The organism is Mucilaginibacter sp., assembly GCF_028288185.1.
Taxonomy (GTDB): Bacteria; Bacteroidota; Bacteroidia; order Sphingobacteriales; family Sphingobacteriaceae; genus Mucilaginibacter.
In genome coordinates, this window is record NZ_JAQBOF010000008.1 from 324,295 (window position 1) to 338,127 (window position 13,833).

12 protein-coding genes are annotated in these 13,833 nt (G+C 40.6%); 10 read left to right on the forward strand and 2 right to left on the reverse strand.

The window, feature by feature from the left end; genetic code table 11:
• Positions 1–32 precede the first annotated feature (32 nt).
• Positions 33–1,043: a LacI family DNA-binding transcriptional regulator gene (locus JWQ34_RS03945; protein WP_299354176.1), complete on the reverse strand. Its 1,011-nt coding sequence runs from the start codon at positions 1,041–1,043 to the stop codon at positions 33–35.
• A 285-nt stretch (positions 1,044–1,328) separates the two neighbouring features.
• On the opposite strand from JWQ34_RS03945, the gene JWQ34_RS03950 reads away from it, so the two are divergent.
• The 9 genes from JWQ34_RS03950 to JWQ34_RS03990 all read left to right on the forward strand — a co-directional run bounded on the left by JWQ34_RS03950 (position 1,329) and on the right by JWQ34_RS03990 (position 11,701).
• Complete coding sequence (locus JWQ34_RS03950; protein WP_299354179.1) at positions 1,329–2,555, forward strand: sugar MFS transporter; 1,227 nt, start codon at positions 1,329–1,331, stop codon at positions 2,553–2,555.
• Position 2,556: 1 nt separating this feature from the next.
• Positions 2,557–2,886, forward strand: coding sequence for an L-rhamnose mutarotase (locus JWQ34_RS03955; RefSeq protein ID WP_299354182.1), 330 nt, complete (start codon positions 2,557–2,559; stop codon positions 2,884–2,886).
• Between the two features lie 9 nt (positions 2,887–2,895).
• Positions 2,896–3,660 carry a glucose 1-dehydrogenase gene (locus tag JWQ34_RS03960; protein ID WP_299354185.1) on the forward strand — a complete coding sequence of 255 codons (765 nt, stop codon included), beginning with the start codon at positions 2,896–2,898 and terminating at the stop codon, positions 3,658–3,660.
• A gap of 131 nt (positions 3,661–3,791) precedes the next feature.
• On the forward strand, positions 3,792–4,649 hold the full coding sequence (locus tag JWQ34_RS03965) for a fumarylacetoacetate hydrolase family protein (RefSeq protein WP_299354189.1): 858 nt from the start codon (positions 3,792–3,794) through the stop codon (positions 4,647–4,649).
• Positions 4,636–5,466: an amidohydrolase gene (locus JWQ34_RS03970; RefSeq protein ID WP_299354191.1), complete on the forward strand. Its 831-nt coding sequence runs from the start codon at positions 4,636–4,638 to the stop codon at positions 5,464–5,466. The genes JWQ34_RS03965 and JWQ34_RS03970 overlap by 14 nt, the downstream gene beginning before the upstream one ends.
• Positions 5,467–5,486: 20 nt before the next feature.
• Positions 5,487–6,269, forward strand: a complete 783-nt coding sequence (locus tag JWQ34_RS03975; protein WP_299354194.1) for an SDR family oxidoreductase — start codon at positions 5,487–5,489, stop codon at positions 6,267–6,269.
• A gap of 21 nt (positions 6,270–6,290) precedes the next feature.
• Positions 6,291–7,265, forward strand: coding sequence for a family 43 glycosylhydrolase (locus tag JWQ34_RS03980; RefSeq protein ID WP_299354197.1), 975 nt, complete (start codon positions 6,291–6,293; stop codon positions 7,263–7,265).
• A 40-nt stretch (positions 7,266–7,305) separates the two neighbouring features.
• Positions 7,306–9,312, forward strand: a complete 2,007-nt coding sequence (locus tag JWQ34_RS03985; RefSeq protein WP_299354200.1) for an FAD-dependent oxidoreductase — start codon at positions 7,306–7,308, stop codon at positions 9,310–9,312.
• A gap of 118 nt (positions 9,313–9,430) precedes the next feature.
• Positions 9,431–11,701: a GH92 family glycosyl hydrolase gene (locus JWQ34_RS03990; protein WP_299354203.1), complete on the forward strand. Its 2,271-nt coding sequence runs from the start codon at positions 9,431–9,433 to the stop codon at positions 11,699–11,701.
• Position 11,702: 1 nt separating this feature from the next.
• Here the strand turns inward: JWQ34_RS03990 and JWQ34_RS03995 are convergent, their stop codons facing one another.
• Positions 11,703–13,223, reverse strand: a complete 1,521-nt coding sequence (locus JWQ34_RS03995; protein WP_299354206.1) for a glycosyl hydrolase family 28 protein — start codon at positions 13,221–13,223, stop codon at positions 11,703–11,705.
• 97 nt (positions 13,224–13,320) lie between these two features.
• Between JWQ34_RS03995 and JWQ34_RS04000 the strand changes: the two genes are divergently transcribed.
• On the forward strand, positions 13,321–13,740 hold the full coding sequence (locus JWQ34_RS04000; RefSeq protein ID WP_299354208.1) for a DUF1810 domain-containing protein: 420 nt from the start codon (positions 13,321–13,323) through the stop codon (positions 13,738–13,740).
• Positions 13,741–13,833 lie beyond the last annotated feature (93 nt).

Genomic DNA, 13,833 nt, shown 5'->3' on the forward strand with positions numbered 1-13,833 from the left:
TAAAAAATAAATTTTTTAATGCGTTTGATCTGTTACTTGATCAGATGTAGTTCTGTATCCAGGACTCTTGTTTCAAATTCTGTGATGGGGTATTTGCTTTCGATTAATCTCAATAACATTTCGACTGCGATCTGACCCATTTCGAAAGATTTTTGTTTTACATAGGATAGCGAGGGGTGTAAAAGATCTACCACGTCCGAGTTGGAGAAACCGGCAATAGCTATTTCTTTTGGATCGAAGTTTAGGTTTTTTAAAGCTCTTATGCAGGATATACTGATACGATCACTGCTGATAAATATCGCATCGGGTTTATTTGGCGTGGCTAACAGGTCTTTAACCGCGTCTTCAACTTCCTGGTAATCATTGCCGCCTTTGCTGCAATTTCTTATCAATTCGGCCCTGAAAGGGATGTGGTAATCAGCCAACGCTTTCATGTAGCCTGATAGTCGCTCATTGGTGATAGATAGCTGGGGAGCGTTTGATAGCAGCGCTATTTTTTTACGTCCAGATTTGATAAGGGACTCAGTGGCTTTATACGCACCGCTAAAATTATCAGACGTTACCTTAAACGTTTCAATCTCATCAATGATCCTGTCGAAAAAAACTATTGGCAACCCATCATTATGCAGTTGTTTTAAAAAGCCATAATCAGATGTGCCTGCCGACATGGATATCAACAACCCATCAACCGAGCGTTGCGCCAGGTGATTAACGTTGATCAATTCTCTTTCGGACGAATCATGTGTTTGCGTGATGATGGTATGATAACCCCGCTCGTAAGCAATAGATTCAATACCTGCAATCGCCTGCGAAAAAAAACTATTAGCCAATTTAGGTACTACTATGCCTATTGAATAGCTGCGCCGGTTTTTAAGGCTTAATGCAATTGGGTTTGATTGGTAGTTAACCTTTTTTGCATACTCCATAACAACCTTTTTGGTGGCAGTACTAATTTCATAACCATCACGCAAAGCTCTTGACACGGTTGAAGGTGACAGTTTCAATGCAAGTGCGATATCTTTTATGGTAGCAGGCTTATACATTATTAGATTAATGGGGCAATTAAATTAACCAAAACAAACTCCTGGTTTATAGAAGTCAGCCAAAAATACGGTTTATTAAAAGCACTTCAATTTTAAAATTGCAACCGGCAACGATTGCGTAGATTTTACTTGAAAAATGTCCGGTTATCAACTATAAATTGGCTAATTATTGATACAATTGGCCTGCCCATGCCAATATTGTTTAATAATTTGACGATAAAACATTACTTTGCAATTGCTTTATATGCTTTCTTTGTTATAACCATTTATAAACTAAACTTAATTATGCAGAAAAATAAATACCTGATACCACTGGTATTAGTAACCTCGTTGTTTTTTTTGTGGGGATTTGCGTACGGGTTACTTGATGTACTCAACAAACATTTCCAGGAAACGCTAAACATTACTAAAAGCAGGTCAACCTTGTTGCAAGGAGCATACTTTGGCGCGTATTTTTTAATAGCCCTACCAGCCGGTATTTTCATGAATAAATATGGGTACAAAAAAGGCATTATTATGGGCTTGTTACTTTATGCAGCAGGTGCATTTTTATTTTATCCTGCCGCACAACAATCAAGTTTTAATTTTTTCCTTATTGCGTTGTTTATCCTTGCATCCGGTCTAACTTGTTTAGAAACGGCTGCAAACCCATACGTTACTGTTTTAGGTAGTCCTGAAACATCCGAAACCAGGTTAAATCTTTCGCAATGCTTTAATGGCGTTGGCTCTTTTTTAGGCCCTATAATAGCAGCATATTTGTTTTTTGGTGGTGAAAAAGGAAGTAGTAATCTTGATTCGGTTAAAATGATCTATATTATTATTGGTATAGTAGTATTGATCATTGCCGCGCTATTTATACGTACTCCTTTACCCGAAATTAAAGAAGACGAAATAGTTTCGTCAACAGAACAAATTAAAAAACCATTATTTAACCATAGTAATTTTACCAATGGTGTTATAGCGCAATTTTTTTATGTAGCAGCGCAAGTTGGTATTGCAGCACTATTTATTAATTATTGCACCGAAGCAGGTATAGGTATAAGCAATGCCAAGGCTGCCGGTTTACTTTCGGCTGGTTTAATATTATTTACAGCAGGGCGCTTTGTTGGTACTGCTTTAATGCGGGTGGTTGCACCTAATAAATTACTAACCATATATGCGGTTATTAACGTTTTATTGTGTGTATTGGTTATAGCTAATAAAGAATGGTTATCTGTTTACGCATTATTAGGAGTTTTCTTTTTCGAATCGATCATGTTCCCAACAATTTTTGCATTAGGTGTAAAAGATTTAGGTCACCATACAAAAAAAGGCTCATCATTTATTATTATGTCGATAGTTGGCGGTGCATTAATGCCCTATGCAATGGGTTTATTGGCCGAGAAATATTCGACAGCTACATCTTATAGCGTACCATTGATTTGCTTTATAGTTGTAGCCTGGTACGGTTGGAAAGGCTATCTTGTTAAGGGTGGCGATAACTCTTCAGTAAAAGTTGAATTTAAACACTAATATGGCCAGGTATTGTTTAGCGCTTGATTTGAAAGACGACCCGCAATTAATTGCCGAATACGAAAAATATCATGAGTCGATTTGGCCCGAGATACAGGAGAGTATTACCTGCAGTGGTATCACCGGGCTGGAAATATACCGGTGCTTTAACCGTTTGTTTATGATAATGGAAACGGATGCTAGTTTCAGCTTTGATAAAAAAGGTGCGGCAGATGCGGCCAATCCAAAAGTACAAGAGTGGGAAGACCTGATGTGGAAATACCAACAGGCGCTACCCGGCGCTAAACCCGGCGAGAAATGGGTGTTAATGAATAAAATTTTTGATCTGTAAGTAAATATAATGTTCAGTTTAAAAGGAAAATCGGCTGTAATAACCGGCGGCGGCAGTGGGATAGGCAGAGCGATATCGGTGCTTTTTGCAAAGCAAGGCGCTATTGTACATATCATCGAATTAAATGCTGATGCCGCAAAAGATACGGTTGATGAGATAGCGAAAGAGGGTGGTTCTGCATTTGCGTATAGCTGCAACGTGAGCGATCAGCAGCAAATTATTGATACGTATGGTAAAATAGGCGAGATCAATATTTTGGTTAATAATGCAGGCATAGCCCATATTGGCGAGGCCACTACAACCAGTGAAGAAGATTTTACCAGGATATTTAATGTCAATGTAAAGGGTGTATACAACTCGCTGTACGCTGCTATCCCGGCAATGAAAAATCAAGGCGGCGGTATTATTTTAAATATGGCATCAATAGCCGCGGTGGTTGGTATCACCAGCAGGTTTGCTTATTCTATGAGTAAGGGCGCGGTATCTGCCATGACCTTATCCGTAGCGCGCGATTATTTGAACGATAATATCCGCTGCAACAGTATATCACCTGCACGTGTACATACACCATTTGTTGATGGCTTTATCGCTAAAAACTATGCAGGGCAAGAGGACGCGATATTTGATAAATTATCAAAAAGCCAACCCATAGGCCGCATGGGTAAACCGGAAGAGGTTGCCTCATTAGCATTATACTTATGCAGTGATGAAGCAGGTTTTGTAACCGGTTGCGATTATTTGTTGGATGGCGGCTTTGTTAAATTGAACAATTAGGCCTCACCCCGACCCTCTCCAAAGGAGAGGGGGTTGAATAAAGAATTATAAAAAAAAGAAAATAAATATAAACCCTGCATCGAAGTCCCTCTCCTTTGGAGAGGATTTAGGGTGAGGCTAAACACACTACAATGAAACTAATAAGATGGGGTAATCCCGGCAAAGAAAAAACCGGCGTAATTATTAACGATACCAAATACGATACATCCGCCTTCGGCGAAGATTATAACGAGCAGTTTTTTGAAACTGACGGACTAGCAAGACTTGAAAAATTCCTGACTGATAATGAAGGCAAACTATCAAAAGTAAATGATAGCGAGCGTTTAGGCAGCCCTATTGCCAGGCCGTCAAAAATACTTTGTATCGGTTTAAACTATGCAGATCATGCTAAAGAAACCGGTGCCACCCCACCTGCCGAGCCGGTATTGTTCATGAAATCGACTACCGCGTTGGTTGGCCCTAATGATGATGTGATCATCCCTAAAGATTCGGTAAAGACTGATTGGGAAGTAGAACTGGTTGTTGTTATCGGCAAAAAAGCAAGTTATGTTGATGAGGCTGACGCGCTGGATTATGTGGCGGGCTATGCTTTGCACAATGATGTATCAGAACGCGAGTTCCAGATAGAGCGCGGCGGTACCTGGGATAAGGGTAAAGGTTGCGATACCTTTGCGCCGGTTGGTCCGTTTATGGCAACGCCTGATGAGTTGGGCGATATTAATAACCTGCGACTTTGGCTAAAAGTTAATGGCAAAACAATGCAGGATGGCAATACATCAAACTTTATATTTAATGTGCCATTTGTTATAGCTTATGTAAGTAAGTTCATGACGCTTTTGCCTGGCGATATCATATCAACAGGTACACCTGCGGGCGTAGGCCTGGGTTTTAACCCACCCATATATTTAAAAGCGGGCGATGTAATGGAACTGGGTATTGATGGCTTAGGCGAATCAAAACAAGTGTTAAAAGCCTATGCCAAGAATTGATTCACATCAACACTTTTGGAACTATGATCCGGTAAAACACGCCTGGATCAATGGCGATATGGAGATCATCCAGGCAGATTTTTTGCCCGAAGATCTGGAACCTATTTTGCAAGAATATGGTTTTAATGGTTGTATATCAGTACAGGTAGATCAAACCGAAGAAGAAAATACCATGCTTTTAGATGATGCTGCAAAGCACGATTTTATAAAAGGCGTTGTAGGTTGGGTTGACTTTAAAGCCGAAAATATTGAAGATAGATTAGCTTACTATCAGCAATTTAAAAAACTAAAAGGCTTCCGCCATATTTTACAAGGCGAAACTGATAGAGCCTACATGCTAAATGCTGATTTTAAAAGGGGTATATCTAAACTAAAACAATTTGAATATGCTTATGATATTTTGATCTATACCGATCAGTTGGGGTATGCTAATGAGTTTGCGGCAGCTTTCCCTGATCAGCCTTTTGTAATAGATCATTTGGCAAAACCAAAGATCAAAGATGGTGATATTACTGATTGGGCAAAGGATATGAAGGTCATAGCCCAAAACCAAAACGTAAGCTGTAAAGTATCAGGCATGGTTACCGAGGCCGATTGGAAAGCCTGGAAGCCCGAAGATTTTACGCCTTATATGGATGTGGTATTTGAAGCTTTTGGTGCCAACAGGGTAATGTTTGGGTCAGACTGGCCGGTTTGTCGGGTAGCTGCTACTTATGGCGAAATGCTAAGCATTAGTGAAGGATATGTCGCCAAACTTTCTGCGAATGAGCAGGGTAAGTTTTGGGGTGATAACGCGATTAAATTTTATAGTCTTTAAACAGAATAAAATACAAACAGATGGATCTGCAGATAAAAAATAAAGTTGTTATAGTAACCGGTGGTGCTAAAGGTATTGGCGAAGGTATAGTTAGATTACTGGCAAATGAGGGCGCTATCCCCGTAATAATTGGCCGTAAAGAAGAAGATAATTTAAAGATCGTGAATGATCTGAAAGCAAAAGGTCATGAAGCCTTCCAGGTAGTTGCCGAACTAACAGACCCCGACCAATGTGAAAATGCAGTAAAAGCGGTAATAGCCAAATATGGCCGTATTGAAGGCCTGATAAACAATGCGGGTGTTAATGATAGCGTTGGCTTGGAAAAAGGCAACTACGATGATTTTATACGCAGCCTGCATCGTAACGTGGTACATTACTATCTGATGGCTAAATACGCGTTGCCCGAACTTAAAAAATCAAAAGGTAATATCGTAAACATCGGCTCTAAAGTGGCCGATACCGGGCAGGGAAATACATCGGCCTATGCTGCCGCAAATGGTGGCCGCAATGCCTTAACCCGCGAATGGGCCGTTGAACTTTTACCGTATGGGATAAGGGTAAACGCCGTAATTGTAGCCGAATGCTGGACACCGCTTTATGAAATGTTCATCAAGACACTGCCGAATCCCGAAGAAAAACTAAAAGATATTGTAAAAAACATCCCGTTAGGAAAACGCATGACCACTGCCGGCGAGATTGCCAATATGGTAGTGTTCCTGCTATCAGAAGTATCAAGCCATACTACCGGGCAGTTGATACATGTGGATGGCGGCTATACGCATTTGGATAGGGTGATAGAATAATTTTTAATAATTACCTGTCAGATGAGAACCTCGCTATTTACATTGTTCTTGCTTTTATCATTAACCGGGCTTGCACAAAACAAAGTTATTGATCCGGGAGCGGTATGGCCTGATGATAAGGGCAACCATATTCAGGCGCATGGGGGCGGTATCATTAAAATTAAAAATACTTATTATTGGTATGGCGAGGAACGCTCAAAAGGATTAGACCCCGGTTACCGGTACGTAAGCTGTTATTCATCAAAAGATTTGATGAACTGGAAATTTAAGGGTGATGTTGTGAAAATGTCTGACCCCGAGAATTTAGGTGCGGGCTGGATATTAGAACGCCCCAAAGTTTATTACAACAAACCAACCAAAAAATATGTCATGTATTTTCACCTCGATACCAAGAATTACCAGTATGCAAGGGTGGGTATTGCGGTGAGCGATAAACCCGATGGCAATTTTACATTCGTAAAAAGCTTTAGGCCATTAGATCATCAAAGCCGTGATATAGGGCAGTTTATTGATGATGACGGCACGGCATATTTAGTTTTCGAAGATCGTGCGCTTGGATTTCATATAGTTAAACTAGCCGATGACTACATGGGCGTTGAAAAAGAAATGAGCCTGGTGCGTATGCCTTTAGAAGGCGGGGCAATAGCTCATTATGATGGTTTATATTACGCCATCGGATCATCATTAACAGGTTGGAATCCTAATGCTAATAAATACGCTACAGCTACGTCATTGGAAGGCCCATGGAGTGAATTTAAAGATATTGCACTACCGGAAACCAAAACTTACCAGTCGCAATCCACCATGATGATAAAGGTAGTTGGTACAAAGTCAACTACTGTAATTTTTATGGCAGATAAATGGAACCCAAAAGCACAATGGGATTCGCGCTATTTATGGATGCCGCTAGAGATTAGTAATGGTAAGCTATGGCTAAATGAACCAAAGCCATGGAGTATTGATATTAAAACCGGCAGTTATAAATTTTCAAACTAAAATAATTATGCGACATTTACTATTCTCTAACCAATAGAAAATGTACAGATCAGCCTTTCTAATTCATCTCGCTTTTATATCGTTATTTAATTCGGCGTATGCGCAATCAAAGCCCAAAGTGGCGGGAATTGATGTATGCGTTTATGGCGGCACATCGGCAGGCGTAATTGCAGCTTATGCCGCTGCTAAAATGGGTAAAAGTGTGGTGCTGATTGAACCCGGTAATCGTTTGGGCGGCCTTTCAACAGGTGGACTAGGTTTTACCGACATTGGCAATAAATACGTAGTTACCGGCCTTGCCCGCGATTTTTATCGCCGCATAGGCCAACATTACGGCAAGTTTGAGCAATGGACCTTTGAGCCAAAAGTAGCCGAAACAATTTTCCTGGACTATGTAAAAAGAGGAAACTTTAAGATCATCTATAATAACCGACTTAGAAAGGTAAGTAAAGCCGGTAATCATATTACGGCTATCGAACTGGAAAACTCGATAAATCCTGCATCAAAACCCCAAATCATAAAAGCAAGCCAGTTTATAGATTGTACCTACGAGGGTGATTTAATGGCTAAAGCTGGTGTTAGCTACACCACGGGCCGTGAAGCAAATTCTGTTTATAACGAAACGGTTAATGGGGTTGAGATAAGAGAGGGGCACCAGTTTCCTGATGGTATTGATCCATATAAAATTCCGGGTAAGCCCGAGAGTGGTTTACTTTGGGGGATAAGTAATGAAACGCTGGCACCAATTGGCAGTGGCGACAAAAAGATCCAATCTTACAATTTCAGGCTTTGCCTAACCAATGACCCGGCCAATAAGGTAGACATTACCAAACCTGAAGGGTATGACTCGACACATTACGAGTTGTTGCTACGTTACCTTGCCGCCAAACCATCAAAAGATTGGAGCGCGTTTTTAAAGCCGGATATGATGCCAAATCATAAAACGGATATTAACAATAATGGCCCTTTTAGTACCGATATGATAGGGATGAATTATGCCTATCCTGATGGTGATTATGCAACCCGTACGGCTATTATTAAAGATCATGAAGTTTATACCAAGGGCTTGCTGTATTTTGTAGGCCATGACCCGCGTATGCCGTTAAACCTGCGCCAGCAAATGCTTAAATGGGGCTACCCAAAAGACGAGTACATCAACAACGGCAACTTTACCCCGCAGCTATATGTGCGCGAAGCAAGGCGTATGTTAGGTGCCTACACCATGACCGAAGCAAACTGCTTGCGTAAAGAAGTAGTTGAAGATGGAGTAGGGATGGGTGCTTACAATATGGACTCGCACAATGCAGAGCGCTTGGTGGTTAATGGCATGGTTAAGAATGAGGGCGATGTGCAGTTGAGGGGCATTAGTCCGTACCCAATAGCTTACAGGTCTATCACACCTAAAAATGCGGAGTGCAATAATTTATTGGTACCGGTTTGTTTGTCTGCCAGCCACATGGCCTATGGGTCTATACGGATGGAGCCAGTGTTTATGGTATTGGCGCAGTCGGCTGCTGTTGCGGCTTGCCAGGCTATTGATAAAAAAGTTGGCGTGCAACAAATAGATATTAAACAATTGCAGTCCGAATTAACTAATAATCCACTAGTTGACCATAGCACCGCCGAAATTTTGGTTGATAATGATGATACCGAAAATATCATTAAAACAGGCCAATGGAAACGCGAAACCGTAGGCGGCTACGGTCCGTCATTTTTATTGGATACCGCAAAGGCACCCACCGAAATTAAGTTTATGCCGCAAATAAAAAAGGCAGGCAAATACCAGGTTTATATATATGTCCCCAAGGTATCGCATAGCGCTACCATCACTCAGGTACAAATATTTGACGGACAAAACACCACTGCAAAAACCATCAATAAAAAAGATGTACAGGTGGTGGGCCAAACATCGGGCGAATGGGTAGCTATGGGTATAAGTCAGTTTTCAGCAGGTAAAAAAGCTTATGTGCAGGTATCTAACCAGGGCGCGGACGGTGTTGTTGTAGCCGATGCGGTTTTATTGGTATCTGTAGATGATAAAAAGTAAAGCTTCAGGTAACATCTGCCGTAATTATAAAATAGCTACCAAATAATTCGGCTTATAAAGTTCTGTATATACAAGCTCGTTTCCTTATGTTTGATCAACCAATAATCCACACCCTGATATGAAATTTTCCCGCAACTATAAACAGATATTAATTACACTGTTGATCCTGTTTTCAATAAGTGCAATTAATAAAGCCAATGCACAAAAGCTAACTTCGTTTGTCGATCCATATATTGGATCAGGCGGCCATGGGCATGTGTTTGTGGGTGCAAGCGTACCCTTTGGCGCGGTACAGATTGGGCCCGATAATTTATATAAAGGTTGGGACTGGTGCTCGGGCTATAATTATGCCGATAGTATATTGATAGGTTTCGCTCAAACACATTTAAGCGGGACCGGTATTGGTGATCTGGCTGATATTTTAATGATGCCGTATACCGGCGGTGTGAAACTAGATAAAGGTGTAAGGGTAATTAAAGGGTTGAACGGCGCTAAAGATCATGAGCAAATAGAAACAGGATCGTACGCGTCGCGTTACTCGCACGCGACAGAAAAGGCCCGGCCAGGGTATTATTCGGTTAAGTTATTAGATCATAATGTTGATGTTGAACTTACAGCATCCGAAAGGGTTGGGTTTCATCAATATCATTTCCCTGCGGGCAAGGAAGCGCATGTAATTATTGATCTGAAAGAAGGGATTAACGACCAAACACCAGACACTTATATTAAACAGGTTGATCCCTATACACTGGAAGGCTATCGTAAATCAAGAGGATGGGCTAAAGATCAATGGATATTTTTTGCTATCCGTTCATCAGAGCCTTTGACAAAATTCGCGGTTTATAATAACAGCCAATTATTAGATGGAAATAGTGGGCAGGGCAACGCCATTAAGGGTCTCATTAGCTTTGACAAGGCCCCGTCTACGTTAAAATTAAAAGTTGGTATATCGCCGGTAAGTTCAGAAAACGCGCTGGATAATATTAATGCCGAAATCCCCGGCTGGGATTTTGACAGCGTAGCAAAACAGGCTGATGCTAAATGGAACAAAGAGTTAAGTACCATAAAAGTTGAAACTTCTAATTTATCAGATAAACGTATTTTCTATACGTCATTATACCATACTATGATAGACCCTGCCATGTTTAATGACCATAATGGCGATTATAGGGGGACGGATAAAAAAGTTTATAAAAATGCGCCCTTTACTAATTATTCAGTATTCTCTTTATGGGATACCTATCGCGCGGCAAACCCGCTTTATACGCTTACACAACCCAAAAGGGTAGGTGACATGGTTAACTCTATGCTGGCTATTTATGATCAGCAGGGTCGTTTACCTATCTGGCACCTGATGGGTAATGAAACCGGCACAATGGTTGGCATTGGCAGCATGCAGGTAATTGCCGAGGCTTACCTGAAAGGAATTAAAGGTTTTGATGCGCATAGAGCGTTTGATGCTATAAAAACTACCTCTAATCTTGATCTGTTAGGATTAAAATATGTTAAGGATTTTCAGTATATCCCTTCAAATACCATCGGCAGCTCTACAGCAAGGGGGCTTGAATATGCTATAAGCGATGCCAGTACGGCGCTAATGGCAAAACAATTAAAAAAGGAAGACGATTACAACTACTACCTGAAAAGATCAAAAAATTATAAACTCTATTTTAACCCCGAAGATAGATTTTTGAGAGGCAGGCTTGCCGATGGAACTTTTCCGGCTAAGTTTTCGACTTTTAAATCAGGCGGTAATGAATACTCCGAAGGTAACGCCTGGCAGTACCTTTGGTTAGTGCCCGAAGATGTTAAAGGATTGGTAAATCTGTTAGGTGGCGAAAAACAATTTAATAATAAATTGGATAGTTTGTTTACCGTTCAAAGTGATATTAAGGGGCTGGATGATTTGACTGGTTTAATAGGCCAGTACGCGCATGGTAATGAGCCCAGCCATCATATAACTTACCTGTACAACTTTACCGGCCAACAATGGAAAACCGCCGAGAAAGTGCGTTATATCATGAAAAACTTTTATCTGAATAATCCCGATGGAATTATCGGTAACGAAGATTGCGGACAGATGTCGGCATGGTATGTGTTTTCGTCAATAGGTTTTTACCCGGTATTCCCGGCTTCGGGCAAATATGTTATTGGCAGCCCGGTTGTTAAAAAGGCTACGCTGCAAACTACATCAGGCAAGCCATTTATTGTAGAAGCCGTAAATAATAATGAGCAAAATATCTATATCCAAAAAATAACGCTCAACGGCAAAAATTACCCTTATAGCTATATCACCTATACTAATATGATGAAAGGCGGTACTATGAAAATTGTAATGGGCAGTAAACCTAATTATAAATTTGGAACAGGTATAGCAAGCCGGCCGTAGGTTATTGTTTTTTTATAGAACGGTTGTCGGCGGGTATATTTAATTCTTTTAATGATGACCCGGTAATATGGTTCAAAATAATAGCCGGCAAGGTGGTTGTCGCAGGTAAACTCAGGCCTTGTATGGCAACTTGTTTTACATCGTCAAAAATAAACGCAGGCCTAAAATCATCAGCAGCTAATAGCAATTTTATGTTTTTTAGCTTGATGTTATCGGTATGCCTAACATATAACCCATAGGATGGCACCTCGCCAAACATAGTAAACTCGGGGTAGCCTGGTATATTTTCTTTTACATAGTTCAAAGAATCGGTACTAACATAAGCTATATTTTTACTGCCACCGCCTCCGTAAGTTATCTCTATATTCTCCAATGTTACATCTTCAATTGCATGACCAGGAATACCGGCGATTATGGCAGATGTTAAATTTCTCTGTATAAGTGGTTTTGGCGCGGGGCCTTCTATCGGGTAACCAATATCGGGTTTGGCGTTTGGTATATCAGCTTTAACATCACTTATGTAAACGTGTTTGATGGAGCCATAGCGGTTGTCTTTGTTTCGATGACCAAGCCGTATAAATATTGCATTGCCGGTATTTTTGGCTATAATATTTCTGATGTCTACATTGTCAATAAATGCGCCGTCAACGGTTTCCAACGCTATGGCAGAGCGATAAGTATCGTAAATAGTCAAATTGCGGGCGGTAATATTCTTAAAACCACCGGTAGAGCCGGTACCTAATTTAAACGCGCTGGCGCTCGATCGGATAGTACAATCAGTTATGGTTATATGGTCGCACCATGAGTTTTTATCGCTCGATTTAAGGCAAATCCCATCATCAGCCGAATTAATAAATGAATTGCTAACCTTTACATTTTTACAATCGGTTAGGTCAATGCCGTCGTTGTTCCAGTAAGCGGTGCTTTCCACTTTTATATGGTCTATCAGCATATCGGTACAGTTAGTATAATCCTGCACCCATGAGGCCGAGTTTTTCAAAGTGATATCCTTAACAACAATATTACTGCAACTAACCAGTGATATAATCTCGGGCCGGTTTCGTTCAGTTGGTCGTTTTAACAAATATTCAGGATCTATAATTGTACCGGCGCGCAATAATTTAAAAACGTCTGCCATTAACTCGTGCGCATTGCCGTCAATAATACCATTGCCCGTTATAGCTATGTTTTTTTGATTACGGGCTGATATTACAAATAATTGGTCGTTTGGATAATCTAACCGTTTGCTGCTCCCCATTAAAATGGCGTTGTCATCCAAATGCAGTTCTACGCCATTTTTAAGTACTATTGGGCCGGTAATGTATACGCCGGTAGGTACCAGCACTTTGCCACCACCACCTGCTGCTGCCGCATCTATGGCTTTTTGGATACTTGCCGCATTATTTATTTTAAGATCAAACTTAGCCCCATAGTTGGTTATATTGTATGTTTTTTGCTGAGATATGGCTAATTGAGTGCATGAAACAAGTATGATCAATAGTAAAACTTTTACGAACTGCATATTAACAGGGGTTTTATAAATGGCTATTAACAAATGTATTATTTGTTTGGCTAAATTAATGCTTTGAAAATGGCTGATTTATTGCTGTAATTGGCTTATGGAAGATTTAGAAAGATTTATCAAAGCCCAGGAGCAGGACTATGCTATTGCCCTTGCAGAAGTTAAAAATGGCCGCAAACGCAGCCATTGGATGTGGTATATCTTTCCGCAGATCCAGGGTTTGGGCTTTAGCGAGATGGCTAAACGTTATGGCATAAAAAGCCTGGATGAAGCTGAAGCTTATATCCAGCATCCGGTTTTAGGTCAACGCCTGATTGAGATCTGCACCGCCCTGCTGCAATTAAAAAGCAATGATGCCTATGCCATATTTGGTAGTCCGGACGATATGAAACTTAAATCATCCATGACGTTGTTTGCTTCATTGCCGGATGCTTATCCGGTATTTCAATCTATCTTGGATAAATTTTTTAACGGCGAACCCGACAGCAAAACCCTACATCTTATTGGAGAGGCTTAGGTTTTACACAAAAAAATAGGTGCCGACCTCTAATTAATTTCTATTATTAAGTTAATTCTGATAAGTTAAAACTTATATTAGATAACCAATTAT

Excerpts from the sequence above, each read along its gene's own strand:
- JWQ34_RS03975 (WP_299354194.1), top strand. The coding sequence starts at position 5,487 with ATGGATCTGCAGATAAAAAATAAAGTTGTTATAGTAACCGGTGGTGCT.
- JWQ34_RS03960 (WP_299354185.1), top strand. The coding sequence starts at position 2,896 with ATGTTCAGTTTAAAAGGAAAATCGGCTGTAATAACCGGCGGCGGCAGT.
- JWQ34_RS03945 (WP_299354176.1), bottom strand. The coding sequence starts at position 1,043 with ATGTATAAGCCTGCTACCATAAAAGATATCGCACTTGCATTGAAACTG.
- JWQ34_RS03950 (WP_299354179.1), top strand. The coding sequence starts at position 1,329 with ATGCAGAAAAATAAATACCTGATACCACTGGTATTAGTAACCTCGTTG.
- JWQ34_RS03955 (WP_299354182.1), top strand. The coding sequence starts at position 2,557 with ATGGCCAGGTATTGTTTAGCGCTTGATTTGAAAGACGACCCGCAATTA.
- JWQ34_RS03965 (WP_299354189.1), top strand. The coding sequence starts at position 3,792 with ATGAAACTAATAAGATGGGGTAATCCCGGCAAAGAAAAAACCGGCGTA.
- JWQ34_RS03970 (WP_299354191.1), top strand. The coding sequence starts at position 4,636 with ATGCCAAGAATTGATTCACATCAACACTTTTGGAACTATGATCCGGTA.
- JWQ34_RS03990 (WP_299354203.1), top strand. The coding sequence starts at position 9,431 with ATGAAATTTTCCCGCAACTATAAACAGATATTAATTACACTGTTGATC.
- JWQ34_RS04000 (WP_299354208.1), top strand. The coding sequence starts at position 13,321 with ATGGAAGATTTAGAAAGATTTATCAAAGCCCAGGAGCAGGACTATGCT.
- JWQ34_RS03980 (WP_299354197.1), top strand. The coding sequence starts at position 6,291 with ATGAGAACCTCGCTATTTACATTGTTCTTGCTTTTATCATTAACCGGG.
- JWQ34_RS03995 (WP_299354206.1), bottom strand. The coding sequence starts at position 13,223 with ATGCAGTTCGTAAAAGTTTTACTATTGATCATACTTGTTTCATGCACT.
- JWQ34_RS03985 (WP_299354200.1), top strand. The coding sequence starts at position 7,306 with ATGTACAGATCAGCCTTTCTAATTCATCTCGCTTTTATATCGTTATTT.